General features: G+C 63.2%; 22 protein-coding genes. 5 read left to right on the plus strand and 17 right to left on the minus strand.

Annotation, left to right across the window (positions count from 1 at the left end; all coding sequences use genetic code 11):
- Positions 1 to 41: 41 nt before the first annotated feature.
- The 3 genes from RMO51_RS09340 to RMO51_RS09350 form a co-directional block, all read right to left on the minus strand.
- Positions 42 to 1,100, minus strand: a complete 1,059-nt coding sequence (locus RMO51_RS09340; RefSeq protein ID WP_310394069.1) for a glycosyltransferase family 9 protein — start codon at positions 1,098 to 1,100, stop codon at positions 42 to 44.
- Positions 1,101 to 1,241: 141 nt separating this feature from the next.
- Entirely contained in the window at positions 1,242 to 1,706 is a 465-nt protein-coding gene (locus RMO51_RS09345; protein ID WP_310394071.1) for an Lrp/AsnC ligand binding domain-containing protein, read from the minus strand.
- Positions 1,707 to 2,104: 398 nt separating this feature from the next.
- On the minus strand, positions 2,105 to 4,345 hold the full coding sequence (locus tag RMO51_RS09350) for a cytochrome c biogenesis protein CcdA (protein WP_310394074.1): 2,241 nt from the start codon (positions 4,343 to 4,345) through the stop codon (positions 2,105 to 2,107).
- Between the two features lie 222 nt (positions 4,346 to 4,567).
- On the opposite strand from RMO51_RS09350, the gene RMO51_RS09355 reads away from it, so the two are divergent.
- Positions 4,568 to 5,950, plus strand: a complete 1,383-nt coding sequence (locus RMO51_RS09355) for a hemolysin family protein (protein WP_310394076.1) — start codon at positions 4,568 to 4,570, stop codon at positions 5,948 to 5,950.
- Positions 5,951 to 6,028: 78 nt separating this feature from the next.
- Here the strand turns inward: RMO51_RS09355 and RMO51_RS09360 are convergent, their stop codons facing one another.
- Together RMO51_RS09360 and RMO51_RS09365 are read right to left on the minus strand one after the other, a co-directional pair.
- Positions 6,029 to 9,253, minus strand: a complete 3,225-nt coding sequence (locus RMO51_RS09360) for a T9SS type A sorting domain-containing protein (RefSeq protein WP_310394078.1) — start codon at positions 9,251 to 9,253, stop codon at positions 6,029 to 6,031.
- 29 nt (positions 9,254 to 9,282) lie between these two features.
- Positions 9,283 to 9,834, minus strand: a complete 552-nt coding sequence (locus RMO51_RS09365; protein ID WP_310394080.1) for a DUF6252 family protein — start codon at positions 9,832 to 9,834, stop codon at positions 9,283 to 9,285.
- 521 nt (positions 9,835 to 10,355) lie between these two features.
- Between RMO51_RS09365 and RMO51_RS09370 the strand changes: the two genes are divergently transcribed.
- Positions 10,356 to 10,952, plus strand: coding sequence for a helix-turn-helix transcriptional regulator (locus RMO51_RS09370; protein WP_310394082.1), 597 nt, complete (start codon positions 10,356 to 10,358; stop codon positions 10,950 to 10,952).
- A 58-nt stretch (positions 10,953 to 11,010) separates the two neighbouring features.
- Complete coding sequence (locus RMO51_RS09375; protein WP_310394084.1) at positions 11,011 to 11,316, plus strand: hypothetical protein; 306 nt, start codon at positions 11,011 to 11,013, stop codon at positions 11,314 to 11,316.
- A gap of 172 nt (positions 11,317 to 11,488) precedes the next feature.
- On the opposite strand, the gene RMO51_RS09380 is transcribed toward RMO51_RS09375, so the two are convergent.
- From RMO51_RS09380 to RMO51_RS09415, 8 genes are all read right to left on the minus strand, one after another.
- Positions 11,489 to 11,998, minus strand: a complete 510-nt coding sequence (locus RMO51_RS09380; protein ID WP_310394086.1) for a gamma carbonic anhydrase family protein — start codon at positions 11,996 to 11,998, stop codon at positions 11,489 to 11,491.
- 171 nt (positions 11,999 to 12,169) lie between these two features.
- Positions 12,170 to 13,153 carry a radical SAM protein gene (locus tag RMO51_RS09385; RefSeq protein ID WP_310394088.1) on the minus strand — a complete coding sequence of 328 codons (984 nt, stop codon included), beginning with the start codon at positions 13,151 to 13,153 and terminating at the stop codon, positions 12,170 to 12,172.
- Positions 13,154 to 13,262: 109 nt separating this feature from the next.
- Positions 13,263 to 14,039 (minus strand): endonuclease III, encoded by a 777-nt coding sequence (gene nth, locus RMO51_RS09390; RefSeq protein WP_310394091.1) that lies wholly within the window; start codon positions 14,037 to 14,039, stop codon positions 13,263 to 13,265.
- Positions 14,040 to 14,195: 156 nt separating this feature from the next.
- A complete protein-coding gene (locus tag RMO51_RS09395) occupies positions 14,196 to 14,912 on the minus strand; it encodes an OmpA family protein (protein ID WP_310394092.1) in 717 nt (238 codons plus the stop codon).
- A gap of 121 nt (positions 14,913 to 15,033) precedes the next feature.
- Positions 15,034 to 15,309, minus strand: a complete 276-nt coding sequence (locus RMO51_RS09400; RefSeq protein WP_310394094.1) for a YMGG-like glycine zipper-containing protein — start codon at positions 15,307 to 15,309, stop codon at positions 15,034 to 15,036.
- 202 nt (positions 15,310 to 15,511) lie between these two features.
- Positions 15,512 to 16,255, minus strand: a complete 744-nt coding sequence (locus tag RMO51_RS09405; RefSeq protein ID WP_310394096.1) for an OmpA family protein — start codon at positions 16,253 to 16,255, stop codon at positions 15,512 to 15,514.
- A 117-nt stretch (positions 16,256 to 16,372) separates the two neighbouring features.
- On the minus strand, positions 16,373 to 17,278 hold the full coding sequence (accD, locus tag RMO51_RS09410) for an acetyl-CoA carboxylase, carboxyltransferase subunit beta (RefSeq protein ID WP_310394099.1): 906 nt from the start codon (positions 17,276 to 17,278) through the stop codon (positions 16,373 to 16,375).
- Positions 17,279 to 17,424: 146 nt separating this feature from the next.
- Positions 17,425 to 18,471, minus strand: a complete 1,047-nt coding sequence (locus RMO51_RS09415) for a class I fructose-bisphosphate aldolase (RefSeq protein ID WP_310394101.1) — start codon at positions 18,469 to 18,471, stop codon at positions 17,425 to 17,427.
- A gap of 189 nt (positions 18,472 to 18,660) precedes the next feature.
- On the opposite strand from RMO51_RS09415, the gene RMO51_RS09420 reads away from it, so the two are divergent.
- On the plus strand, positions 18,661 to 19,665 hold the full coding sequence (locus RMO51_RS09420) for an OmpA family protein (RefSeq protein ID WP_310394103.1): 1,005 nt from the start codon (positions 18,661 to 18,663) through the stop codon (positions 19,663 to 19,665).
- A 171-nt stretch (positions 19,666 to 19,836) separates the two neighbouring features.
- Here the strand turns inward: RMO51_RS09420 and RMO51_RS09425 are convergent, their stop codons facing one another.
- From RMO51_RS09425 to RMO51_RS09440, 4 genes are all read right to left on the minus strand, one after another.
- Entirely contained in the window at positions 19,837 to 22,683 is a 2,847-nt protein-coding gene (locus RMO51_RS09425; RefSeq protein ID WP_310394105.1) for a TonB-dependent receptor, read from the minus strand.
- A 444-nt stretch (positions 22,684 to 23,127) separates the two neighbouring features.
- A complete protein-coding gene (locus RMO51_RS09430; protein WP_310394107.1) occupies positions 23,128 to 23,964 on the minus strand; it encodes a maleylpyruvate isomerase N-terminal domain-containing protein in 837 nt (278 codons plus the stop codon).
- 107 nt (positions 23,965 to 24,071) lie between these two features.
- Entirely contained in the window at positions 24,072 to 24,413 is a 342-nt protein-coding gene (locus tag RMO51_RS09435) for a hypothetical protein (protein ID WP_310394108.1), read from the minus strand.
- Between the two features lie 186 nt (positions 24,414 to 24,599).
- Positions 24,600 to 25,739, minus strand: a complete 1,140-nt coding sequence (locus RMO51_RS09440; RefSeq protein ID WP_310394110.1) for a cystathionine gamma-synthase — start codon at positions 25,737 to 25,739, stop codon at positions 24,600 to 24,602.
- A gap of 214 nt (positions 25,740 to 25,953) precedes the next feature.
- On the opposite strand from RMO51_RS09440, the gene RMO51_RS09445 reads away from it, so the two are divergent.
- Positions 25,954 to 26,868: a DUF2167 domain-containing protein gene (locus RMO51_RS09445; RefSeq protein WP_310394111.1), complete on the plus strand. Its 915-nt coding sequence runs from the start codon at positions 25,954 to 25,956 to the stop codon at positions 26,866 to 26,868.
- The last annotated feature ends 96 nt before the right edge of the window (positions 26,869 to 26,964 follow it).

The following is a 26,964-nucleotide window of genomic DNA, read 5'->3' on the forward strand; positions in this document are numbered from 1 at the left end:
CACCTGCTCGCTGTGCTCGCGTACGCAGCGAGGGCTGCGTGCTACAAAACCGGCAGCGTCGCCAGTAGTTGCCCCACCGCAATGCCGTGAGCGCAGCGGAAGTGCCCCAGCGGGCAGGCGCCGTGCCCGTGCAGTCCGCAGGGTCGGCACGCCAGCGGCTCCCGGGTTTCCACCACAAACGACACCGGCGCCAGCGGCCCGAACCCAAACGCGGGCACCGTGCTGCAAAACACCGCCGTGACCGGCGCGTCCACGGCCGAGCACAGGTGCAGGGGCGCCGAGTCGTTCACGTAGTTCATCACGGCCCCGCGCATGAGCGCAGCCGAGGCCAGCAACCCGATTTCACCGGCCAGGTTGGCCACGTTTGGGCGGCCGCTGGCGGCCGCCAGCCGGGCGCACGCGGCCACGTCGGGCGGGCCGCCCAGCAAGTACACCCGCAGGCCAGCGGGCAGGGCCGCCAGCAGTTCCCGCCACTTTTCCTCCGGGTACTGCTTCGTAAACCACACCGAAGTGGGCGCCAGGCACACGTAGGGCCCGGCCGCCGCCCAAGGGGCCGCCGCGGCTTCGTCGGCCGCCGAGGGATAAAGCCGGGGCCTGGACGCTGCGCTTAATGAGGAATTAAGAATGAGGAATGAGGAATTGCTCGACGACAATTTTTCATTCCTCATTCTTAATTCCTCGTTGCTGCGCAGCAGCCGCAAGTTGCGTTCTACCTCGTGGGTACCGTCGCCGATGGCGTGCGGCACGCGGCGGGTGAAGAAGCGGCTGAGTGGGTTTTCAGCGAAGCCCACCCGTTCGGGCGCCCGGGAAAATGCCGTGAGCAACCCCGTGCTGGCAAAGCGCTGCAGCGTGACTACGCGCCCGTAGCCCGTGGCCCGGATTTGGCGTAGCAGCTGCCACAGCGCGGCGTATTTGCGGTGCTTTTTGTCCCAAATCAGCACGTGGCGCACGTGGGGGTGGCCGGCCAGCAGGGCTTCGTTGCCGCGCCGCACCAGCACGTCCACCGGCGTGGCGGGCTCGTGCCGGGCCAGGTATTCCAGCAGCGCCGTCATCAGAATCACGTCGCCGATGAAAGCGGTTTGGATGAGCAGCGTGGGCATACGGGCTGGTTCCTGGTTTTTGGTTGCTTGTTTCCTGTCGCGAATTTGTCAGATGTAACCATGACCGGCTGGCCTGACGGGGAAGCGCGGCATCGGGGCTGCCAGCAACCAGAAACAAGCAACTAGAAACCAGAGACTTTCTTAAGTCAGATTGGCCGTGCGGTTGACGACCTCCTCCAATGATATCAGCGTTTCGGTGCGCTCGATGCCGTCGATGGGCTGGATTCGGTCGTGCAGAACGTCGCGCAGGTGCTGGGTATCGCGGCACAGCAAGCGGGCAAATACTCCGTAGGCGCCGGTGGTGAAATGGATGCTCACTACCTCCGGAATGTCGCGCAGCTGGTTCACCACGCTGGTGTACACCGAGCTTTTGAGCAGGTAGATGCCCAGGAAGGCATTCACCCCGTATCCCAGCTTCTGGTAATCAATGCGAAGCGTCGCGCCCTGGACAATACCAATTTCTTCGAGCCGGGCCATGCGCACGTGCACCGTGCCGCCCGACACGTTGACCTTGCGGGCAATTTCGGTGTACGGCATTTTAGCATCCTGAATGAGCAGGTTCAGAATGTTCCGGTCGGTGTCATCGAGTTCGTAGTTTCGAGCCATTTTTCGCAGAAAAGAAAGTAAAGTCGTTGTAAAATTAAGTGGTGAAAATTAAATTTATTGTAAATAATATCTAAAATATCAAAAGTATTTGTATCCATTGAGTTGACATCTTACATTTGTTGTAATCCACGGCAAAAAAGGCCACGGCAACTAACGCAACAGGCAAAAGCGGGCAACAAACGCTGGATATCCGGCCATGTTGTGCGCGGTAGTGCTCCGTTGCGGCGGTGGTTGAGCACGGCGGAGAAGAGGGGAAAACGGGGCGGCGCATCTGGGCGGATGCTCGCCTCACACCAATGAGAGGCGGCCCCTGGGTGGGGGTCGCCTCTTCGCGTTCAGGGCCCACCCCAAGCTGGGCGGCGCCCCGCAAGGCGTTGCCAAAAACCCAAAGTACCGCCTCATCGCGCAGCCACGGGCGCGCGCTGGCCGCGGAACTGCTTCAACCCCGCTTGCAGGAAAGCGCTGAACTGGGCCACGTCGGGTTCGTAGGCAATGGGCGCCACCAGCGGTTTGTTGCTCGCATCATCGGGGTCGAGCAGCACGTAGTAGGGCTGGGCGTTGAAGCCGTAGCGGGTCACCTGCAAGTCGGCGTTTTGCTTGCCCAGCGTGGTTTTCAGCTGCCGGTCGCGGGGCGAGGTGTACCACTCGTTCTCCGGCAGCTCGGTTTTGTCGTCCACGTACAGGGCTACCACCACGTAGTCGTTGCGCAGGCGCTCCAGCACTTGCGGGTCGTTCCACACGGTCGCTTCCATCTTCCGGCAGTTCACGCAAGCGTGGCCGGTGAAGTCAATAAAGATGGGCTTGTTCTGCTCCCGGGCGCAGCGCCGGGCCTGCTCCAGGTCGAAGTAGCCGCTTAGGTTGTGGGGCAGCTCCAGAAAATCGCCAAAGCGGGGCGCCTCGCAGAGTGGGGTGGCGCCGGGGGCGCTGGCCGCCACGGCCGGGCTGCCGCCGCTGCCAACCGTAGCCAGCGAAAAGTCGCGCTTGGTTTGGGGCGGCAGGTAGCCGGCCAGCAGCGGCAGCGGCGCCCCAAACAGGCCCGGCACCAAGTACACGGTGAAGGCAAAAGCGGCCACGGCCATCAGCAGGCGGCCCACGCTGAGGTGGTCGAGCGGGGAGTCGTGCGAGAGGCGAAACTTGCCCAGCAAGTAAAAGCCCAGCAGCGCCGAGAGCACAATCCAGAGCACGAGGTACACGTCGCGGTCGAGCAGGTGCCAGTGGTAGGCCAGGTCGGCGGTGCTCAGGAATTTCAAGGCCAGCATCAGCTCCACGAAGCCCAGCACCACCTTCACGGTGTTCAGCCAGCCGCCGGAGCGGGGCAGGCTTTTGAGCCACGACGGGAAAATGGCGAACAGCGTGAACGGCAGCGCAAACGCCAGCGAGAAGCCCAGCATACCCACGATGGGCGTGATGCGCTCGCCGCGGGCGGCCAGGCTCAAAATGCTGCCCACGATGGGTGCGGTGCACGAAAACGACACCACCACCAGCGTGAGGGCCATGAAAAAGATGCCGGCCCAGCCCCCTTTGTCGGCCTGGGTGTCCACGGTGTTCACAATCTGGTGGGGCAGCGTGATTTCAAACAAGCCCAGAAACGAGAGGCCGAACACCACGAACACGGCGAAGAAAACAACGTTGGGCAGCCAGTGCGTGCTGATGAGGTTGGGGCCGTCCTCGCCCAACAGCGCCGACACGAGCACGCCCACCAGCACGTAAATGCCAATGATGCTGCCCCCGTACACCAGGGCCTTGAAGATGCCGCGCTGCCGGCTGTCGTTGCCGCTGGTGAAGAGCGACACCGTCATGGGCACCATCGGGAACACGCAGGGCGTAACCAGCGCGGCCAGCCCGAAAGTAAAGGCCAGCAGGGCGAAGCCCCACAAGCCGCCGGCCTGGTTCACGGGGTCTTCGAGCGCGGAAGCTGTGGCGGGGGCAGCAGCGGCAACTGCGGCCTGAGCGGCCTGAGCGGCCTGAGCGGCGCTGGCTGCCGGTTTGGCCGACCCGGTGGCGGGGGCCTGGGGCAACGGCGCAACGGCCCCGGGTAGCGCCGCAGGAGTCGCAGCCGTAGCGGCCGGCGCGGGTGCTGCGGCTGCGGCCACTGCAGGTTTGGCAGCAGGGGCGGCGGGCGCCACGGCGCCGGTGGCCCTGGCCGGGGCGGCCGCGCCCGTGGCCGTCAGCGGGCCGAAGCGCAGGGTTTCGGCGCCGGGCACGCAGCGGCCGTCCACGGTGGTGCAGCTTTGGTACTCGGCTTCGGCCGTGATGGTGAGCGGGCCGGGCTGCAGCACCTTAACGCGCTGGCGCAATTGGCCGGTTTTCTCCCAAAAGGCCACTTCGCCTTTGAATACTTCGTCCTGCTCGTGGTGCGACTTGACGGATTGCAGCTTGCCCACCAGCGCATAGGCCGGGCTGGGCTTGAACTTCAGCGTGAACACCACGGGGCCCACTTCGTCGCTGAAGTCGGAGGCGTACAGGTGCCACTTGTCGTCGATGCGGGCGTTTATCACCAGCTCCACCTCCTCGCCCACCTTGGCGGCGGGGCGGCTCAGGGCCGTGCTTAGGTGGGTGGGCGTGAGAATTTGGGCCGCAACGGGCGCGGCCAGGCCCAGCCAAAGCAACAAAAGCTTAATCATCCAGAAATTCTTCATCTCGATTAGGGGGTGGCACGCGTCTTCGATTCCCACGGCCTTTCCCTACAACAGAGAAAGGCTGGCCCTCGTTGCGAAAACCGCCCCCGCGCCGGTGGCGGGGTAGTCGCCCGGGGCGGCGTTTGCTTACACGCGCTCTGGCCCGCAAAATTAGGCGGTGGGGGCCACAAACTGCCGGCCCCACAAGCCGGGCCCCAACCACCCGCGCCAAACTGCGTACTTTTGAGTAACAAAGGCCCCCAGACCGACCGCGTCGCGGGGGCCGCCGACATGGGTTTAAAAATACTATTCACCGTTTTACTGGTCCTGGTAAACGGTTTTTTCGTGGCCGCCGAGTTCGCGCTGGTCAAGGTGCGCTTATCGCAAATCGAGCTGCGCGCCAAAGAAGGCAACCGCCTGGCCAAGCTCACCCTCAGCATGCTGCAAGACCTGGAGGCCTACCTTTCGGCTTCGCAGCTGGGCATCACGCTGGCCTCGCTGGGCCTGGGCTGGATAGGCGAGAGCGTGGTGGCCTCCATCATTCTGGCGGCTGTATCGGCCCTCAACCTGGACATGACGCCCACGCTGGCCCACCAGATTGCGCTGCCCGTCTCGTTTGCCACCATCACGGTGCTGCACATCGTCATCGGCGAGCAAGCCCCCAAGATGCTGGCCATTCAGCGGCCCGAGGCGCTGAGCATGGCCATTGCCCTGCCGCTGCGCGTGTTCTACATCGTCAGCTTTCCCTTCATCTGGGTGCTCAACAAGCTCTCGAACCTGGTGCTGCGCCTGATTGGCGCCGAAGGCTCGCACGGCAACGACGCCCACACCTCCGACGAGCTGCGCATGTTGCTCGACCAGAGCAAGGAGAGCGGCGAAATCCAGGACTCCGAGCACGAGCTGATTGAGAACGTGTTTCAGTTCAACGACCGGATGGTGAAGCAGATTATGGTGCCCCGCACCAAGCTCTCGGCCCTCGACGTGAACGCGCCCGCCGAGGAGCTGCTCGACGTGGTGTTCAACGAGGGCTTCTCGCGCATGCCGGTCTACGAGGGCAACATCGACAACATCGTGGGCGTGCTCAACGTGAAGGACCTGCTGCCCATCATCCGGCGCGGCGAGCCCGTGGAGCTGGCCCGCATCATGCGCCCGCCCTACTTCGTGCCCGAAACCAAGAAAATTAACCGCCTGCTGCGCCAGTTCCAGCGCAAGCACATCGTGATGGCCATCGTGAGCGACGAGTTCGGCGGCGTGTCGGGCATCGTCACCATCGAGGACATCATGGAGGAGCTGGTGGGCGAAATCCAGGACGAGTACGACAACGAGGTGCCCGTGGTGGAGAAGGTAGCCGAGGACGAGTACCGCGTGAACCCCGCCACGCCCATCCCCGACGCCAACGAGTACCTGCCCTTCCCACTGCCCGAGGGCGAGGACTACGAAACCGTGGGCGGCCTGCTCAACGTCATCTACGGCAGCATCCCGGAAGTGGGCGACGTGGCCGTGCTCGACCCCTACGAATTCCGCGTCCTCCAGCGCTCACGCCGCGCCGTGGAGCTGGTGCAGCTGCGCGTGACCACCGTGGCCGAGCGCGCCGAGCCCCGCGGCGACCTGGGCGGCGAGGGGTAACGAGAACGACAGCAGTTACCAACGAAAAAAGCCCCGGCTCTGTTTGCGCCGGGGCTTTTTTCGTGCAACAATATTATTTCAATGCGTAATTTGAATATGTTCTCTAATGGTTTCTTTGCCTCTGCCTGTACGCAAAATATACAGGCCATTGGGCAGGGCGCGCACATCCAGCAAAGCTTTGCCGCCGGTGCTGCGTTGGGCTTTGACTTGCCGCCCAAACCCATCAAATAACTCCACGTCGAACGGTTCGCTGGAAGCCGCGGTCACGCCGCTGGAAGACCTTCCCAACGTTGAGTAGGGTTCGCCAAGCCTCGTTATGGTTAGCTCATCGCTGACTGGATTGGGCCCGGATACGAAGCGGCGTCCAAAGGTTGAAAAAACAAATGTACCGGATAGGCGGCCGCAGGGCGCATTGGTCGAAACGACGTTAATGCTCAAACCGCTCGACGCTCCTAGGTAAAAGCTAGCGAATCGACTTCCCTGCTTTGTCACCGGAATAGACGGCGAGCTTGAGGTAAAGGTGAAGTCGTAGGGCTCGTTCATGGTCATGTTGTAGGTGTAGCCCGGGGTCACGAACTGCACCGTTTGCAGCGGCAGTGAACCCACGCCCAAGGCGGAAAAGGTGCCGGTGGGCTCGCCGCCCCCCACGGGCACCGTCAACGATACTGGCGTCTGGCACGCCCCCACGGTCGCGGTAACGGTGCTATTGCCGCTGGCGCTTGAAGACGCCGCAGTCGTGAACGTGGGGCCCGCCCCGGTGGCCACCGTGAAGTTGCCAGCCGGCACGGTCGACCAGGTTACTACCGCACCGGCCGGCAAGTTGGGCAGAGAAAACGTCACCGAGGTGTTCTGGCAAAGGCGTTGCCCCGGCGGCAGGGTGCTGGCAATGGCGAGGGGAGTGGCGCATTCCGCGATGCAGCCCGCCGTGTTGGCAGCCCCGGTAAAGGGTTGCTGCATCTCATTGAAAAGCCACTGGGCCTGCCGACCAGGGAAGCGCGGATGCTCAAAGTTGAAGCTCGTCTGCCCTGTTTCTGGGTCATTGTACTGCCCCTGCGCAATGAACTTGCTAGCTAAGGGTCGGCTGGGACCCGAGGTCAGGTCGTTTATGTAGCGGGACCGCGTCGTGATGTTGTCAATTACCGGCACATCGAGCGCGCTGGCCGTGGGCACAAAACAAAAACTATTGACTAGCTGCAAATTGTAATTGTAACCAAACACGGCAAATGCAAATTGCCACCCGAAGCCAGTGCCGGGAGTCAGGTCAATTTGTCCATTTATCCGCTGTGTGCCGCCTGGCAAGCCATCCCAGGCAACGGGGTTGCTGGCCGGCGAGTGATAATCGAATCGGGTCAGGTAAATCTTCGTTCTGAAAAACAACACCCGTACTTCCTGCCAAACACGCAGGCTGCTGAGCCGCTCCACCTGCCCGCCGTTAGGCAGGGCGTTGACAATAATTTCAGTGTGCAAGCCCGTGCTGGCCAAAAATGTGGTAATGTAGCCCTCCCCTTCTATCCTGACCAATTCGCTATGCGGTGCAAAGAGGCCTGACGCGCACTGCGACCCCAGGCTCGTAGCCTTAAACTCATAGGGGAAAGGCTGGCCGGGACTCGGTGTAATCATGGTGCGGTACTCACCGTCTACAAACGAATTATACTCGTGGCCAAACTGGGAGAAAGCCCCCACGAACTGGCGGGTGGCGCGCACCAGCAGCAACTGCCTGGTAGCAGGCGCGTCCAGCAGGTCATCCGCCTGCTGCAACACCGGAAATAGCGCCAGCTTGGGAAAGAAACGCGGGATGCCGTTATTATAAATTCGGATGGTTTGACCAGCCAAGCTACCCGCCGCTTGGCGCGTAAGGGCCTGAATGCCGAGCGGGGTATTGGCCCCGCGGTGGGGCGAGTCGTGGGTGAGCAGCAGGCGGGTATCGGTGGGGTCGTTGCCGCGCTTCTCCATCTCGGCTAGGCCGTAGCGGGCCACCAGCCCGCCCATCGAAATGCCCAGCACCACGTTGCGCTGCTTGGCGCCAATGGCGGGGTCTACCACTTTTTGGTTATTCACCCAGCGCACCACTTCCTCAAATAGCGCGGCGTTGCGGCGAATGTCGTCCGTGCCGTTGTTGTAGTCGATGTAGATGATATCGTAGCCATTCTGACCGAACTGGTCTTGCAAGGCATTGAATAAGTTGGTTCCAGTGGAAAAAGAGTTGGTGGCGATATCTGCTAAGAAATCTCGGATTTCAATATTACTCTGCACCTCTGGCGCAATGGACGATGGGTCATAGCCCTCCGCTACAATCAGCGGCTTGGTAATCTGGGTGCGGGCGTTTAATGCTCCTCCAAGGCGCACGGACACCAATGCACCTGAATGCAGGCCTGGTCGGGGAGGAATGGAATAAGTGAAACCATCGTTTGCGTAGCGCGCCGCGCCGCCGTTGGTAGCCGGGGCCAACACCTCCAAATCGAAATGGCTTTCGTAAGTGGCGTATGGGTTATTGGGCGCGGGCGCGGCCTGCGTGACCGCCCCGCCCGCTTTGGTGCTGCTGCTGGAAACCACAAGCGGGATGGTATAGGTGACGCGCACCTTTACGCGCTTGGTGCCGGCGGTGCTGTAGCTGGCCGCGAGGGGCTGGTTCCAGGCAGTTGCCAGGTAGCCGCGGCCGTCGCCGAAGTCGAGGCTGAGGCTGCGCAGCCCTCCCCCGCCGCTCTGCACGTGCAGGGCCTGCGTGAAGACGAATGATACGTCGCCGGTGGGCACGGTGCTGCGGGCCGGCGCGGCCGCAAACAGGGTGCGTACCTGGTAGGGGCTCTGGGGGCGGCCGGGCACGTCGAAGAGCTGCTCGTTTTGGCCGGTCAGCAGCCCGGCCGAAACGGCATCGGGCCGCAGCGTGGCGTAGTCGAGGCGCTGCACCAAGAGCGGAATGGCCGGCGAGGCAGTCGTTTGGGTCCGCAGCGCCGTATTAAGGTCGGGCAGCATGGGCAGGGCGCACGGGCCGTTGATGTTCCCGCTGAGCACCGTGCCGTACAGCAGCCGCCACAGGGTAGCCGTGGTGCGGTTCGAATCCTGCAAGGTGCCGGCAAACAGGCGCAGGGGCGCGAAGCGAAAGCCGTACTCTTCGAGGTACGGCGTGGGCACTTGGGTCTTGTCCAGGTTGGCAAACATGTTATCCAGGTACAGCCGCACCGAATCGCTGGGCGGAGTGCTAGGCGGTGAACTGAGCGGAGTGCTGAGTGGAAAACTTTGGGCGGCTACGCGGCCCAAAGCCAGCAACCAGCAGAAGAGCAAAAGCAGGGTAGTCTTTTTCATGCGCTTGGGAGTAGATGGTGAGGAAAAGATTAAAGTTTGGCGTCAAAGCGCCCTTGCGTGACTTTGAGCGTATCGCAGCCGGCTTGCAAGAGCTTGAAGCTGAATGTCCCGGAAACAATCCGGTTGCGGGTATCGAATTTAGTTATCGCCAATTGCCCGCTGCGGTAGGCCACGTCCTGGTCGGAGTAGATGAGGTTGCAGCCATTTGCCACCCCTGGGGTGTCGGCATAATTAGCTGTACAGATGCCAGCCGGTCTTGCAAAAGAGTATATGCCTGTCGTTGTTACCGGTGCCATGTCAATACTTAAGTACTGACGGCGGTTTCCATCTATCCGATAGGTTTGTATTCCTAATGCTCCTCCTCGAAAACCCGCGTCGTACAGGATGTATAGGTTACTAGTGCCATTATTACCCTTGGGCGTGTAGGGTTGCCCATTGACCAGACAGCCGAAGGTGTTGGCGCCGGTCTGGGTGGCGGGGGGCAGGGCGGCGGCCGGGTCACGGGGCCGGGGGTCGTTCTTGCACTTGCTGCACTGGGTGAGCAGCACCAGGGCCAGGTACAGCGGGAGGTTGTTTCTCATGGCGGTTACGATAGCAACGATGGCGTCTTTTATGACTACGCTTTGGGGCTTCCGGCGCTGGTGGAGCAATCAACTAATTATGTCGTGAAAATAGGCGGTGTTCGGTTGCAAAAAAAAGGAAAGGATGCCACTAAATGAGACATGGCAATTACCCAATTTCACATGTTAAAAGTCAATTTATTTACAAGTAAATTATAATTTACGCTCTTATTAGTTACCTACCGATAGTCGGAAAACCGGCTCTGGATTGTTTAAAGAAGATTTTGCAATGCAAAGCCCTAATTACAAATTTTGAGGTAATTTGGACATCCATACATTTGATTTATTTCTTAATCTACGTGCCTCTCACCACCCCGCATGGGTACCCTCTGGCAGTAGGCAACGGTCGGCTTCTCTCGCGCTGAGTTTTGTTGTTATATATTTTATCTTTAATAAAAAGCTATAACAACTTTAAATTTCGCGGCTGTTATAAATTTTATTACTGATAAAAAATCTATAACAGCCGCGCCTACCTTCGCCCCATGATACGATTTACGGCAGGGGCCGGCGAAGGCCTGTCCGCCGCCGTGCGGCGACACTTTGGTTTCTCGCAGCTGGAGCTGGCCCGGCTGCTGGGCGTGTCGCAGGTGCAGGTGGCGCAGGCCGAAACCGGCCCCCGGCCCCTGCCGGCCGACGCCCGCGCCCGCCTGCGGGCATTGAGCGGACTGCTGGCGCCGGCACCCACCGGCCCCGCCCCGCCCGACGACCCCGCCCCGCTGGTCAAGCGCCGGGCCGCCTGCCTGGACCAGGCCCGCCGCCTGCGCCACCGCCTGCGGCACGAGCTGCCCGCCCGCGCCCAGCCCGCCCGGCACCGGCTGGCCGCCGCCAGCGCCTTGCCCGCCGCCCTGGCCGCCGCGCTCCCGCTGCCGCCCCGCGCCCAGGACACCCAGCAGGCCCAGCTCGTGCTGCTGCACAACGCGGCCCGCACCGAGCTGACTACCCGGAGCGGCCCCACCGCCGAGGCCCTGCTGCGCGCCCGCCTGGCCGGCCTGCTGGCCGAAGCCAACGCCCTGGCCCAGGCGCTAGGCGAGCCGGCGGACCCGGACGATTCCCCACCTTCGCTCAGACCGCTTGCATAAGCCACGGCGGCGCTTATCTTGCCGCATCTTTTAACCCCTTTACCCAACCCCTTCCCCCATGGCGTACTCCGTCAGCGACCTTACTACCAAAGCCGCGTGCGACGCGGTGCTCATCCCCCTCGGCCGCGAGCGCGACGCGGTGGCCAACCGCAGGTCGAACCTGGCGTTTCAGCTTGAGAACTTCGGCAACGCCGCGGCCCTGCAAGCCGAAGTGACCCGCCTGACCGCATCACGGCCGCCGAGGCCGACCTTGCCGCCCTGGCCGACGGCGAAGAAAAGCGCGACGCCGAGAATGCGCTCTCCCGCGACCGCATCCGCCGCAACGGGTTGGTGGACCGCGCCGAAAACCAAGGGGCGGACGTAAAGCTGCTCAAAGAATTTGAGCTGGCCTGGGTTACAAAGAAACTCGACGAAGCCACCGACCTCATTGCGCTGATCGAGGCCCGAAAGCTGGCCCTGCCCAACTAGGCGCCGCCGAACAACAAGCAATAAAAAAGGCCTTCCTATTTGGGAAGGCCTTTTTTATTGCCAATTTTTTATCGAAACCAGCTGGCGTACAACTGGTAGTTCGCCGCCGTACGCTGCAGCCCCGCCCGCTGCTCCTCCGTTACGGGCTTGATTTTGCGAGCCGGCACGCCGGCGTACAGGTACCCGGGCTCGCACTCGAAATTTTCCAGCACCACGGCCCCGGCCGCGATGATGCAGCCGGCGCCCACCACGGCGTGGTCCATCACGATGGCGCCCATGCCGATGAGCACGTCGTCGGCCACGGTGCAGCCGTGCACCAGCGCCCGGTGCCCGATGCTCACGCGGCGGCCGATGCTCAGCGGGGCCTTCTGGTAGGTGCAATGCAGCACGGCCCCGTCCTGGATGTTGGTTTCGTCGCCGATGCGAATACTATGCACGTCGCCGCGAATGACGGCCGTGAACCAGACGGTGCAGCGGTTGCCCAGCACCACGTCGCCCACAATGGTGGCGTTGTCGGCCACGAAGCAGTCGGCAGGAATGGTCGGGTGAATGCCGTGAACGGGGAGGATGAGGGCCATTTCAGTGAGCAATGAGCAATGAGCAAAAGGAACGTCATGCCGAGCGCAGCCGAGGCATCTCGCTCGGGAAAGTGACTCAATCGTTGGCTGCGCTGACCTTCGGTTCAGGAATGCGAGCGAGATGCCTCGGCTGCGCGGACGCCAGATGGGCATGACGTTCTCCGAGATGAATTACACCCCAATCAGCCGCTTCCACGTCCCCTTCTCCCAGTTATACTTCAGCGTGCTGGGCAGCGCCTGCCAGAAATACTTGCTGGTTTCCACCGCGAAGCTGGGCTGCATGTAGCAGTTGATGGTGCAGCCCTCGCACTGCGGCAGCCGGCCCTCCAGCGCGGCCAGACGCTGGGTTGCGGGCGCGTGGTAGAGGTCGAACAGTTGGCCTTCGATGGGAAATTTCTGCTCGCCGAGGTGGTAGCAAGGCAGCACCAGCTCGTTGCTGGGCGAAATGACCAGGGTGGTGCTGGCGGCCCGGCACACGGGCGCGGCCACGTGGTTGCCGCCGTCGCGCCGCAGCGCGATGAAGGCTTCGTTGAGGTACACGCCCTTGCGCCGGCCGAAGGCGGAGAGGTAGTCCAGCTCGGCGGGCGTGAGCTGCTCGCCGGTTTCCACGGCGCCGTACTCGAAGGCGGGGTTGAGAATCAGGACCAAGCCGTTGGGCTGGGTGATGTCGCGGTACACGGCCTCCAAATCCGCCAGGTTGTGGCGAAATACGGTGAAGAGGATGTCCGGCCGCTCGCCCAGTGCTTTGGCCACGCGGATGCTTTCGAGCACAAAGTCGTAGCAGGCCACGCCGCGGCCCCGGTCGTGGGTGGCGCGGTCGGCCGAGTCGAGCGAAAAATGCAGCATGTCGACCAGCCCGCGCAGGGTTGAGGCGTTTTTGGGGTAGAGCAAGCCGTTGGTCGTGACGGTGGTGATGAAGCCCAGTGCCCGGGCCAGCGCCAGAAATTCGGGCAGCTGCCGGTGCAGCAGCGGCTCGCCCCCGGTGAAGTCAATCACCGACACGCCCAGCCGCTTCAGGTCGCGCAGGTTGCGGTCTACATCCGCCAGCGTGATGTAAGGCGAGGGCTTTTCCCAGATGTCGCAAAACGCGCACTTCGCGTTGCAGCGGTACGTGACGTAGTAATTGCAAAGGACCGGGTGCTTGACGAGGCGCATGGTATTGGTTAATGGTCAGCGGGTAGTGATTAATGTTCAGAGGCAATCCGCTTCCTGACCACCTTGCCAGCACGAAACTAACCACTGACCACTCATCACTAACCACTGTTCAATGCGGCAGCTTGCCCCAGGCGGCTGGGTCCCACCGCGCGGGCGTAGCCGCCAGCGCCTCTGGAGTAGCGGCGCCGTAGTGCTCCTGGTAGTAGCTGCAGAAGCCTTTTAGCGGGCAGCGGGCGCAGTTGGGCTTCAGGAAAAAACAAATCTGCTGCCCGTGCCAATAGTTGTGCTTGTGGAAATTGAACAGCGTTTCGGCTTCGGCCGGCAGCAAAGCCAGCAGCACGCCGTGGGCTTTCTCCACCGATACCTTAGGGCCCAGAAAACCCACCCGCTGCGCCACCCGGTGCACGTGCGCGTCCACGGGCAGCACCGGCTTGTGGTAGTTGAAGAGCAGCAGCAGCGAAGCCGTTTTCAGCCCAATGCCGGGCATGTCGGTCAGCCAGGCCATGCCGCGCTCCAGGGACCAATTGGCCAGAAAATCTAGCTCGAAAGGCCCCCCGGTTTCGGCCTGAATGCGGCGCAGGATATCCTGAATACGCGGCGCCTGCGTGTCGGGCCAGCGCGTGGTGCGAATGGCGTGGGCCAAATCAGCCGCGGGAGCGGCCAGCACGCCGGGCCAGTCGCCAAAGGCTGCCAGCATGCGGTCGTAGGCCAGCTCTTCGTCGGCGTGGGTGGTGCGGTGCGAGAGCACCGTGGAAATGAGCTCGCGCATGGGCGGGCGACGCGGCTTGGGCGGCAGGTGCCCGTAGAACTGGTCGAGGATGGCATGGTCGGCCCGGGCCTTGGCGGCGGCGGACGATGTCGGAACCGCGGATTTATCGAATTGCACGGATTGAGCAGATTACGTGGTCGAACTATAAACCATTTACAGTACGCCAGAAGCAAAAAAAAGCCGCCCGAATGGGCGGCTTTTTGTTATTGAATCAGCGGGTAGCTACAAAATCCGACCAATCCGTAGCAATCCGATAAATCCGTGATTCCGACTTTACAGTTGGCCGCGCTTGGCGGCTTTCTGCATTTTGTCGTTGGCGAAGATGGCCACTTCCACGCGGCGGTTGGATGCTTTGCCAGCTGCCGAGGTGTTGTCCGCCACGGGCTGGGTGGCGCCGTAGCCGGTCGAGGTGATGCGGCCGGTGTCCACGCCCTGGTTCGAAATTTCGTTGGCCACGGCCTGGGCCCGGCGCTCGCTCAGGGGTTGGTTGATGGCGTCCGAGCCGGAGCTGTCGGTGTGGCCTTCAATCACCACGTTGGTGTCGGCGTATTTCTTCAGCGTAGCGGCCAGCTGGTCGATATTGCCAGCCGCTTCCGGGGTGAGGCTCGACGAGTTGGTGCCGAACAGGATGCCCGAAGCGAAAGTAATTTTGATGCCTTCGCCCACGCGCTCCACTTTGGCGCCTTCCAGGTCGCGGCGCAGCTCGGCGGCCTGCTTGTCCATGCGGCGGCCGATGAGCGCGCCGGCCGAGCCGCCCACCACGGCCCCGATAATGGCCCCTTTGGCCGTGCCCGACTTGCCGCCAATCAGCCGGCCGGCCACGCCGCCGGCCACTGCGCCGCCTAAGCCGCCAATGATGCCGCCCTTGGCGGTTTTGCTCATGCCTTTCGGCTTATCGGTCGATATGGTTGAGCTTTGGGCCTGGGCGAAGGTGTTCACCAATAGCAGCAGGGCCAGTAGGAAAGTGAGGGACGAACGAAAGAATTTCATGATTGAAAAGAGTTTTGGTAAGAAACGCTGGCAGAAAGCCGTTGCGGCCGCAACGGGCCGGCAAGTACGCCATTTGCAACCACCTTGCCAAACTATTTGCCGCCACGGTCCGGCCGGGGCGTTATTTCTTGTTGCGATAGGCGCTGTAGCGGGCCGGGTCCTGCTTCTTATCTTTTTTGCGGCCAATCAGGCCACCGCCCACCACGCCCGCAGCCGCACCAATGACGGCCCCTTTGCCCCCGCCGACGGCCGCGCCCGCTACCGCGCCAGCACCGCCGCCGATGGCTGCGCCCTTGGCCTTGTTGCTCCACCCTTTTTTAGAAGCTTGCGCCCGTGCCCCGCCGGTCAACAAAACAAAGGTCAGCAATAGCAAGAGAAACGATTGGAAGGTTTTCACGAGAATAGCCGATTAGAAATCAAAACCATAACGACCAGGCTTAAACGCGGGCCTCGCAGCTCGGGTTATGTCGAACTTGTTCGTCGCACCGCGCCACCAGCAGGGCGTGGCACAAAAAAAGCCGCCCGTTGGGGCGGCTTTTTTTCAGGTGGTCCGCTACCAGTTGGCGGGTACGTGGCCGGCCTAAAAGTAGCGTGTCAACCTACAAGTCGCCTTTTTCGGCGGCTTTTTTCATTTTCTCGTTGGCGTAGATAGCCACTTCCACCCGGCGGTTGGCCTGTTTGCCTTCCGCGGTGGCGTTGTCGCCCACGGGCTGCGAGGAGCCGTAGCCCTGGGTGGTCACGCGGTTCGAGGCCACGCCTTTGGCGATGGTTTCGGTGGCTACGGCCTGGGCCCGGCGCTCGCTCAGGGGCTGGTTGATGGCGTCGGAGCCGCTGGCATCGGTGTGGCCTTCCACCAGCACGTTGGTGTCGGGGTATTTCAGGAGCACGGCGGCCATCTTGTCGATTTCGCTCACCGATGCCGGGCGCAGGGCGGCGGCGTTCGTGTCGAAGAGAATGCCCGAGTCGAAGGTGATTTTGATGCCTTCGCCCACGCGCTCCACCTTGGCGTTCTTCATGTCGTTCTGCAGCTCTTCGGCCTGCTTGTCCATCTTCCGGCCAATGACGGCACCGGTGGCGCCACCCGCCGCGGCGCCCACGATGGCGCCAATGGCCGTGCCCTTGCCCCCGCCGATTACCCGGCCCAGGATGGCGCCGGCGGCGGCGCCGGTGCCGGCGCCAATCAAGCCGCCTTTGGCCGTTCTGCTCATGCCGGTTTTGCGCGCGCCCGTGCCGTTGTTGGTCGACAGGTCGGGCTGGGTGCTGGCTTGCTGCGACGTGGCGCAGGAGCTGAACAACAGCGCGAAGGCCATCAGCACGGAAAGAAACGATTTGGAGGTGTTCATGTCAAAAAAGAAATAATGAGGGAGAGGGTTTGCGGCCTTGTACGGGAAAGACCCGCTCCGGTACCGGAAACGGGCTTTTCAAGAAGTGTGCCGAAATCAAAAAGCGCCACTGCCAGGCTATTGGTGGGCTTTGGTCGGGGTGCGACGCGCTTCCCGCAGCTCGGGCACGGCCACCGCCACCGGCTGTAACATGCCCAACAAATCGGCCAGGCGCTGCTTTAGCTCGCGGCGGTCCACGATGAAATCGAGGAAGCCGTGCTCCAGCACAAACTCGGCGCTTTGGAAGCCCTTGGGCAAGTCCTTGCCAATGGTTTCCTTGATGACGCGCGGGCCGGCAAAGCCAATGAGCGCGCCCGGCTCGGCAATGTTAAAGTCGCCCAGCATGGCAAACGAGGCCGTGACGCCGCCCGTGGTGGGGTCGGTGAGCAGGCTCACGTAGGGCACGCCGGCCTCCGAAAGCAGCGCCAGCTTGGCCGAGGTTTTGGCCATTTGCATCAGCGAGTAGCCGGCTTCCATCATGCGGGCCCCGCCGGAGCGCGAAATCATGAGGAAGGGCGTGCGCGTCTGGCGGGCGTAGTCGATGGCGCGGGCAATTTTCTCGCCCACCACCGAGCCCATAGAGCCGCCGATGAACTTGAAATCCATGGCCGCCACCACCAGCGGCTGGCCGGCACTCTGGCCGTGGGCGGTGCGCACGGCATCCTTCAGGCCCGTGTTGCGCTCGGTGGCCGCCAAGCGCTTGGGGTACTCCTTGGTATCGACGAAGCCCAGCGGGTCGCCCGACGTCAGGTTGGCGTCGAGCTCGGTGAACTGGCCCTCGTCAAAGAGCAGCTCGAAGTAGTCGGCGGCATCAATCCGGTCGTGGTGGTGGCAGTTGCTGCACACGTGGAGCAGGCGCTTGTGCTCGGCCATGGTGGCCACGGTTTTGCACTCGGGGCACTTGTACCAGAGTCCGTCGGGGGTTTCCTTTTTCTCTTCCGTGGGGGTAACGATGCCCTTTTCGACGCGCTTGAACCAGGCCATATTTTTTAATTAAAAATTATGAATTAAAAATTAAAAATTATGAGAAAGAAAATTAAAAGCTCAGCAGGCCGTGCCTTCCCAATGAAACGAGAGAGGAGCGTTAGCCAATCTTTTTTAATTTTTAATTCATAATTTTTAATTCATCCCTACGCCAGCGTAATCCGCTCGTCCAAGTACACGTCCTGGATGGCGTGGAGTAGGTCCACGCCGTCGGCGAAGGGGCGCTGGAAAGCTTTGCGGCCCGAGATGAGGCCCTGACCGCCCGCGCGCTTATTGATGATGGCCGTGCGCACGGCGTCTTCGCGGTCGGTGGCGCCCTTGCTCTCGCCGCCCGAATTGATGAGGCCGATGCGGCCGGCGTAGCAGTTCAGCACCTGATAACGAGTCAGGTCGATGGGATGGTCGGTGCTGAGCTTATCGTACATGGCCGGGAAAGTCTTGCCAAACTTGAGGGCCGTGAAGCCGCCGTTGTTCTCGGGCAGCTTCTGCTTGATAATGTCGGCGCCCATGGTCACGCCCAGGTGGTTGGCCTGGCCGGTGAGGTCGGCCGCCACGTGGTAGTCAGTAATGGTCGTTTTAAAGGCGTTGTTGCGGGTGTAACACCACAGCACGGTGGCCAGGCCCAGCTGGTGAGCGTGCTCGAACGCCGCAGTTATTTCCCCAATCTGGCGGTTGCTTTCCTCCGAGCCGAAGTACACGGTGGCGCCGATGGCGGTCGCGCCCATGTCCCAGGCCTGCCGCACCGAGCCGAACAGGATTTGGTCGAACTTATTCGGGTAAGTCAGCAGCTCGTTATGGTTGATTTTGACCAGGAACGGGATTTTGTGGGCGTACCGGCGGGCCACCGTACCAAAGGAGCCAAAGGTGGTGGCCACGGCGTTGCAGCCGCCTTCGACGGCCAACTTGAGGATGTTTTCCGGGTCGAAATACATCGGGTTGGGCCCAAAAGCGGAGCCGGCGGTGTGCTCGATGCCCTGGTCGACGGGCAGGATGCTCAGGTAGCCGGTGCCAGCCAGCCGGCCGTGGTTGTAGAGCGCCCCGAGGCTGCGCAGCACCTGCGGCGAGCGGCTGCCGGGCCCGAAGCAACGGTCCAGAAAATCGGGGCCCGGCGCGTGCAACAGGTCTTTGTGCACGAGGCCCTCGTGGGCGAGCAAAGCTTCGTTTTCGGGGCTCAGGGTCAGGGAGGAGGCCATGTGGGACGAGGGAGCGGTGGGTTTCGGCCAACGGATATTCGCCGGGAAGGGCGGCAAAGATAGGCCGAAAAACGCGGGACAAATCGGGTTTTGGCGGGGCCAGCCGCGCGCCAAGCGCTACCTTGCCGCACCAACGCGCCCGGGCAGTCCGGTGCGCCGATGGCCCGGTACTTCGCCCCGCCTCTTTCCGTGAAAACCTTACCTCCCGCCCTCCTGGTCCTGACCCTGCTGGCCACGCCCCTGCTCCACGGCTGCGTGACGGCCAAGCGCTACGACGACCTGAGCGCCCGCCAAAAAGCGGATGCCGACGGCAAAGCCGCCGCCGAGCGCCAGCTCCGCAGCAGCACCGCCGAGCTGCAAAAAGCCACCGACGAGCTGACGCAGCTCCGCCTCACCCAGAAGCGCCTGGTGACCGACTCGGCCGAAACCGGCAACGCCTACCGCAAAACCCGTAGCCTCTACAACGAACTCAACAACAGCTACGACAAGCTGCTCAAGAACAGCGACCGGGAGTTGGCCAATAAGTCGTCGGACTACAACAAAGTAGCCCAGGACCTGGCCCGCCGCGAAGCCGAGCTCGGCGCCCTCGACGTGAGCCTGCAGAAAAGCAAGGCCGAAAACGACCGCCTGGCCGCCGACCTGCGCACCCGCGAAGCCCGCCTGACCGAGCTCACAAAGGCCCTGGCCGACAAGGACCGCGCCGTGGCCGACCTGAAAGCCCGCGTGAGCAAGGCCCTGCTCAGCTTCAACTCTACCGACCTGCAGGTGAAGCTAAAAGACGGCAAGGTGTACGTGTCGCTCTCGGAGCAGCTGCTGTTCAAGTCCGGCTCGACCAAGGTGGACCCCAAGGGGCAGGAAGCCCTGAAAAAACTGGCTACCGTGCTGCAGGAGCAAAAGGACGTGAACGTGGTGGTGGAAGGCCACACCGACACCGTGCCCATCCGCACGGGCACGGCCGGCCTCACCGACAACTGGGACCTGAGCGCGCTGCGCGCCACCGAGATTGCCCGCCTGCTCACCGTGAGCGGGGTGCCGCCGGCGCGGGTCACGGCCTCGGGCCGCGGCCAGTACGTGCCCGTGGCCGCCAACGACACGCCCGCCAACAAGGCCCTGAACCGGCGCACGGAAATCATCCTCACGCCGAAATTAGACGAGCTGTTTCAGATTCTGGACAGCAGCTCAGCGGTAAGATGACCTCACCCCCTGACTTCCGGTTTGCTACAAGCGCGAAGCCCGCGGAGACGAGGCACTGGTCCGGCTCAGTTAAAAGTTAAAAAGCAGACGGTCAGTTTTACCTTTTAACTCTTCGCTTTTAACTTTTACCTGACTCCCGGTGGCCCCTCTTTTTCGGGTCAGCGGCGAGGCTCACAACAGCGTCACGTTGACGCGGGCGAAGTAGAAGGCGCCCTGGAAGCCGAACTGGTTGGCGTTGTACACGAAGCGGCCGCGGTTGGTGTTGTCCAGGGTTGAGTTATAGCTGAGGTTGGGGTCGGCGGAGGAGTTTTGCGCGTTGTTGCGCGGGTTTTGAATGAACTTGTCGGGGTACACGTCGAACAGGTTGTTGACGCCCACAATCACGCCTATCTGCTTGATGACTTGGGCACTCAGGGTGAGGTCCGTTATCCACTGGGCGGCGAAGGTTTGGTCGAGGAACGAGCGGGCGGGGTTGGCATCCTTGAACTGCACCTCGCCGAAGCGCACGGTGCGGGCCTCGATGCCGAAGATGCCGTAGCCGTAGTTGGCCGAGAGGTTGATTTTGCTGCGCGGGTTGCCCGCTTCGAGGCGCGCGCGCTGCTGGCGGTCGAACAGCACGTTTTGCAGGTTGCCGGTGCCGTCGGTCTGGTCGTTGTTGATGGTGGTGGACGTGCTGTTGAAGCTGCGCACCACCGTTTCGTTGAAGTTGGCGGCGGCGGTCAGGCCCAGGCGGCTTTTGGCGCCCAGCACCAGGCGCTCGTTGGCCACGATGTCGATGCCGCGGGTGCGGGTGTTCACGGCGTTGGCGAAAAACTGCACCCGGCTGATGTCGGCACGGCTGGCCAGAATCTGGTCCACGAGGGTAGGGGGGGGAGTGGGCTGGCCAGCCGCGGGCGGGGGCGTTTTGGCAAACTGCGACGACAGTACGATGCGGTTTTCGATGTCAATCAGGTAGGCATCCACGGTCAGGGTGATGGTGCGGGCCACGCGGGCGGTGAGGCCGGCGCTGTAGTTGGTGGAGTTTTCCTGCTTGAGCGGGGCCACGCCAAAGCCTCGCTGGCTGGGGTTGGCGAAGTCGTTGCGCACAATGGGGTTGTCGTTGTTCACGGTGAGCACCTGGTTGGGCATGCCGTTCACAAACTGGGTGCTGGTGTTGGTGAAGTAGCGCTGCTGGAGCGAGGGCGCCCGGAAGCCGTTGCCGATGGAGCCGCGCAGGGCCAGGCCGTCGAGGATGCTGAACCGCGCCGCGGCCTGCCCGCTCGCACGGCTGCCGAAGTCGGAGTAGTTTTCGGCCCGGCCGGCCAGGTGCACCAGCAGTTTTTCGGTGACGTCGCTCTCCAAATCCAGGTAGCCAGCCACGTTGCTGCGGCCCTTCTTCACCTCGTCCTGCGGCTGGTAGCCGGGAAACACCTGCGAGCCCGAAGCCGTGGGCGTGGTCCCAATCAGGCGGCCCCCGTTGATATAAGACGCGTACTCGCCCTTGCCAATCTGGAAATTATCGTAGCGAAACTCGCCGCCAAAGGCCACGTTCACCGTGGGCAGAAAGCCCAGGTCCGTGAACTTGCGCGACACGCCCAGGTTGGTGGTGTTTTGCTGGAAAGCCAAGCGGCCGGCGTAAAAATCGGTGGGGTTGCGAATGCCGGCGCCCTGGGGCAGCGAGGCGTTCACGGTGTTGCTGATGTCGTAGCGCAGCTCGTTGCGCCCGAAGGTGTTGCTCAAATCCACGGCAAAGCCGCCGAGGCCCCGGCGCAGGCCCACGATGGCCGACTGGTCGTAGATGGTGGTGTTGATGAACGGCAGGAAACCGTCGGGGAAAAGGGTCAGGTCGCTCTGGGTGGGCTGGTTGGGGGCGCGGTTGAAGCCGGCCGACTTGCCGGTGCGGTAGGTGGCGCCGCCCGCCACGTATACCTCAAACCCCGCGCCCAGCCGGTAGGCCCCGTTCAGGAAGCCGCCGAAGTTGCGGGTGGCGGCGCTGCCGATGCGCAGGTTGTTGCGGTCGTAGCCGCGCTGGGCCACCAGGTCGTCGTCCGCGGCTTTCAGGTCGCGGCGCTCCTGCTCGGTGTCGGCGGCCGCGCCGCCGGGGTACTGGCCGGCGTTGCCGCCCAGGTAGATGAGCGGGGCCGTGTCGGGCAGGCCGCGGTTGAAGTAGTCGTGGTACTGGTACTGGCCGCTCAAATCAAGGTAGCCGCGCTGGTTGAGCCCGATGCCCACGTTGATGTCGGCCTGAAGCACCGCGCCGTCGTTTTCCGTGGTCTGGCCCACCGTGCTGCTGGCCGTCACGCCCGTGGAGTCGTCCTTGAGCTGAATGTTAATTACGCCCGCGATGGCGTCGGAGCCGTAGAGGGCGGCCGCGCCGTCGCGCAGCACCTCGATGCGCTTGATGCTGGCCGTGGGCACCACGTTGAGGTCGGTGCCCACCGAGCCGCGGCCGATGGTGCCGTTGATATTCACCAGCGCCGAGTTGTGGCGGCGCTTGCCGTTCACGAGCACCAGCACCTGGTCGGGGCCGAGGCCGCGCAGGCTGGCGGGGTCGATGTGGTCGGTGCCGTCGGAGATGGTTTGGCGCGAGGACTGGAACGATGGGGCCACGTAGGACAGAATCTGGGCCACGTCGGTCTGGGCGAAGGCCTTGATTTCGCGGGCCGAAATCACGTCCACCGGGGCCGTCGTGAGGATGTTGGAGCGGCCCTCGGTGGCGCGGGAGCCGGTCACGACCACCTCGTTCAGGTCGGTGGCGGCGGCCACCAGGCGCACGTCCACGCTGGTGCGGCCGCCGACCGCAATCTGCTGAGCCGCGAAGCCAATGGCCTGGATGGTGAGCGTGGCGTCGGGTGCCACGGAGAGGGAAAATTCGCCGTTGCCGCCGGTGCTGGTGCCATTGCTGGTGCCGCGCTCCAGCACCGTGGAGCCGGGCAGGGCCTCACCGGCCGCGCCCAGCACCCGGCCGGTCACGGTTATCTTCTGGGCCCGGGCCGTGAGGCCGACCAGCAGGAGCAGTAAGAGTAGAACGTTTTTCATAAGGAAGAAAATGGGTGAAAAAGTTTAGGAGCAACGAAACGAAACGATAAGAAGCAGTTGCAACCCACCGCCGACCGGGCAAGGCATCGGGCAAGTCCGGCGCTCCGACGCGGGACCGACTCAATTTAAATTCCAGAAAAACACGAGAAAATGCCCCGCGCGGGCCACCGCCGAAGTCAACAGCAGCAGCAGGGACCGTTTTTTTGACGGCAACAGCACAAGGGGCGGGCTACAAGCAGGCGCACGGGAGAGAACACTGGTTGCCTGAACTTACAACAGCCCACCGGAATTTCCACCGGCCGAGGCAGTGAAGTTCCTTAAAAACCGCATTTTATTCCGGGGGCAGCAAGTGACGCGCTTTCTGCAATCAGCGCCTTTTATCCCCCTAGGCGGCCAGTAGGCTACCGCCTGCGACGAACGAGCCGTTAATTACGCTTCTGTGATTTACGCCATTACCGCAACGAGACCGAGCACGGCGCTTCCCAATGCTTCGTCGCCGCTCAGCTGCACGGAGGCCCGGGCCTCGGCCGGACTGAGACCTTTGGTGAAGAGCCGCCAGGCCACCTCGGGGGCCAGTTGCACTTCGGCACTTAGCGCGGCGGCGGGCGAGCTCGGGCGCAGTTGCCAGCCGGCTGGCACTTTCTCCGCCTGCCAGGTGCCCCCGCTCGCCGAGGTCACCCGCACTTGCAGCACCGCCCCGGGCGCCGCCGGCACGGCCCGCAAGGCGTGCGGCAGGCCGCGCATCAGGGTTTCAACAAATGGCCGGAACAGTTCCGGCGTCATCAGGTCGGCAGGTGCGCCCACGGCTTCGCGGATTTGCTGCTGGTGGTGCCACTTCTCGGTGTAGTCGCGGGCCACGTGAAACCAGTTCAGCGAGGTGCTTTCGCCGGCCCAGGCCACTGAAAAACCCGCCGGCGCCCACGGGTCGAGCGTAGCGAGAAAAGCCGCGTACTCGGCCCCCGATTGGGCCAGCAGTTCAATGAGCACTGCCGGGCTCAAGCGGCGCACGGCCCGCACCCAGTCGGCGTTCAGGCGGTTGAGGAAGGCCACGACGCCCGCGTAGCTCGGGTCGTCGGGTGCCTCGCCGAAGTGGCCGTCGCGCAGCATCGAGAGCGTGCGCAGGTTGCCGTCGAGCAGGTGCGCGGCCACGTCTTTCACCGTCCATTGCCGGGCCAGGGTGGGCCGCTGCCAGTCCGCCGGCGTCAGGGAGCGCAGCAGCGCCAGCAGCTTCTGGTCCAGCACCGAGAAGAGCGGCAGCACGACAATGGGCGGTTTCTGCATACGTCTTTCTTCTGGCGAGACTGGTCAGTTACCTTTTTGATTGTTTGTCGCTGGTAATCCCAAGCGCAGCGTGAAGGCTGAAAACCGGACGGCACTACTGCACCGAATTACCAGGGCATCTTCAGCGCGTCTTCCCACTTAGTAAACGCTCCGAACCGGACTTTTGCCCGGCCGTAGCGCAAGGTACCGCCGGGAATGGCCCGGGCGGCGGCTTCCACCTGCCGGAAAGCAATTTTCGCCGGTGCCCCATCGAGCCCCAGAAACGTGGCTGGAAATGCGGTGTAGCTACTGTTCAGCGGCCCGCCGATGAGGTAGAGGCCTGTCAGCTTCCAGCCATCAGCCACGCGCACCGCCCGGATTTTCATTTGTTCCGGCAGCGTCTCCGCCGATTCCTGCACCCGGGTCGTGAGCAGGCAGGCCCCGGGCGGGGTCCAGCGTATCCGGTGCAAAGCCGTTGCTAATCAAATAAGAGCGCAGCCCGGCAAGTACCGAATCCGGCCGGGCTGCGGTTTCTACCAGTATCAGGTTGGCCCGGCCGGTTGGCTCAGTGGTCCCCTGGAGCTGCTGTTGGGCCGCTGCCGAAAACGACAAAACCACCAATCCGCCCACAGCTGCGGTCATCCGAAGGCCGCGCATTACCCAATGGCCTGGGCCAGGTCCTCAATCAAGTCCTCGGCGTCCTCGATGCCCACGCTCAGGCGGATGAGCGAGTCGCTCAGGCCCGATTTGCGGCGCTGCTCGGCCGGGATACTGGCGTGGGTCATGCTGGCGGGGTGGCCGCTGAGGCTTTCCACGCCGCCCAGGCTTTCGGCCAGGGTGAAGAGCTGAAATTTTTCGAGCACGGCCACGGCGTCCGCCTGCCGGTCACCCTTGAGCACGAAGGAAATCATGCCGCCAAAGTCGCGCATCTGCCGGGCGGCCACGGCGTGGTTGGGGTGGTTCTCGAAGCCGGGCCAGTACACCCGCTCCACTTTGGGGTGCTGGCGCAGGTACTCGGCCACGGCGCGGCCGTTTTCGCAGTGCCGCTGCATCCGCAGGTGCAGGGTTTTGAGGCCACGCAGCACCAGGAAGCAGTCCTGGGGGCCGGGCGTGCCGCCGCAGGCGTTCTGGTAGAAGCTCAGCCGCTCGTGCAGCAGGTCGTCGTTCACCACCAGGGCGCCCATCACGGTGTCGGAGTGGCCGGCCATGTACTTGGTGAGCGAGTACATCACGATGTCGGCCCCCAGGTCCATGGGCGTTTGCAGGTAGGGCGTGCTGAAGGTGTTGTCCACTGCCAGCAGGGCGCCGCACTCCTTGGCCACGGCGGCGGCGGCCGCAATGTCGATGACGTTGAGCAGCGGGTTGGTGGGGGTTTCCACCCAAATCAGCTTGGTGTTGGGGCCGGCCACGGCGCGCACGGCGGCCATGTCGTGCATGGGCACGAAGTGAAATTTGATGCCCAGCGGCTCGTACACTTTGGTGAAGAGGCGGTAGGAGCCGCCGTAGAGATCGTTGGTCGAAATGACCTCGTCGCCGGGCTGCAGCAGCTTGGCCACGCAGTCGATGGCGGCCATGCCGGTGGCGAAGGCCAGGCCGTGCCGGCCGTTGTCGAGGGCGGCCACGGCGTTTTGGAGCTGGGTCCGGGTGGGGTTGTGGGTGCGCGAGTACTCGTAGCCCTGGTGCTTGCCGGGCGAGGACTGCACGTAGGTAGAGGTCTGGTAAATGGGCGTCATGATGGCCCCGGTGGCGGGGTCCGGGTGCACGCCGGCGTGGATGGCTTTGGTGGCGAATTTCATGGGGCAAAGGTAGTTTCCGCGGCCTGTTGCGCCGGCGTTGGCACCGGCTTCGCGGCCCCGGCCCGGCCCCGACGGCCAGCCCCCTGGCAGCAAGCCGGATGCGGACGAAAAACAGGTTCTGAGTGGCCCCGGAAATCTTTTGGAAATCAGTCATTTGGGGCCCTACCTTCGCCTCGCCGACCGTGTTGGCCGGTGGTTATTTCTGCTTTTTTCGATGAAACACCTTCTACTGTTGCTGGCCGCGGCCCTGCTTCCCGGCGCGGCCGTGGCGGGCCCCGGGCCCACCCCCAAAGCCCTGGTCGTGACCGATACGCTCTCGCTGAAGCGGGCCTACGCGGCCTACGTCGACTCGGTGCACGCCACGCTCAGCTACCAGCAGGGCCACGTGGTGCTGCCCGGCGGCGTGGGCGAGCTCACGGTGCCGGGCGGCTTTCGCTACCTCGACTCGGCCCAGAGCCGCCGCGTGCTGCAACGCGTGTGGAACAACCCCAACGGCGAAAGCCTGGGCATGCTGTTTCCGGCCGACCGCGGCCCGCTCAGCGACGACAGCTGGGCCTACGTCATCCAATACGACCCCATGGGCCACGTGAAGGACGACGACGCCGACGACATCGACTACGCCGACCTGCTGGAAGAAATGCAGAAGGACACCGAAGAGGCCAACGCCGGGCGCACGGCCGCCGGCTACGAGCCCGTGCGCCTGCTGGGCTGGGCCGCCGCGCCCTACTACGACCAGGACAAGCACGCCCTGCACTGGGCCAAAACCCTGCGCTTCGGCAGCGACAGCGCCACGGCCACCCTCAACTACAACGTGCGCCTGCTGGGCCGCAAAGGCGTGCTGGTGCTCAACGCCGTGGGCGAGCCCGCCCAACTCGGCCAAATCAAAGCCAGCATTCCCAGCCTGCTCCGCAACGTAGCTTTCACCAAAGGCCAGCAGTACGCCGACTTCGACGCCGGCCTCGACGAGGTGGCCGCCTACGGCATCGGCGGGCTGGTGGCCGGCAAGGTGCTGGCCAAGGTGGGGCTGTTCGCCGTCATCCTCAAGTTCTGGAAGCTGGGCTTGCTGGCGTTGGTCGGGGCCTGGGCCGGCATCAAAAAGTTTTTGGGCATGGGCTCGAAGGAAGCTTAGCCAACATTTTCTGGGTCGGCTGGGCCGGCACGCTCCCAAAAGGCGTAAGCAGCCCCGTGGGGGGCCGGCTTACGCCTTTCGGGCATCTCACTCGGC

Source organism: Hymenobacter sp., assembly GCF_031398885.1.
In the GTDB taxonomy this organism is placed as follows: Bacteria; Bacteroidota; Bacteroidia; order Cytophagales; family Hymenobacteraceae; genus Hymenobacter.